This window comes from Paenibacillus popilliae ATCC 14706, from assembly GCF_000315235.1.
Classification (GTDB): Bacteria; Bacillota; Bacilli; order Paenibacillales; family Paenibacillaceae; genus Paenibacillus_B; species Paenibacillus_B popilliae.
This window is the reverse complement of sequence record NZ_BALG01000408.1, coordinates 1-265: the sequence shown is the minus strand read 5'-3', so window position 1 is coordinate 265 and position 265 is coordinate 1. Positions and strand designations below refer to the sequence as shown.

1 protein-coding gene is annotated in these 265 nt (G+C 61.5%); it reads right to left on the bottom strand.

The window, feature by feature from the left end:
* A partial coding sequence (locus PPOP_RS17830; RefSeq protein WP_042229870.1) for an IS66 family transposase occupies nucleotides 1-265 on the bottom strand: 265 nt, incomplete at both ends.

The following is a 265-nucleotide window of genomic DNA, read 5'->3' as shown; positions in this document are numbered from 1 at the left end:
TCCCACTGGTTCAGGCTGTAGCCAATCGCTTGACCCAGCAAGCTCTTGGGCATCGTCCGGGATTTCTGCTGGCACAGCCAGGCATAGTAGGCATAGTAGGCATCCAGCACCGGGCGGCTTTGTTCCTCGCGTGCGGCAAGCCGCTCCTCGGTCGTCGCTTCTTTGAGCTCTCGTTCGATGGCAAACCGTTGGTTGCACCAGGCAAGGCCTTGCGCCGCCACGCTGTGCGGATTCGTTCTGGCCTCTGGCGCTGCCTTCAGTGCCT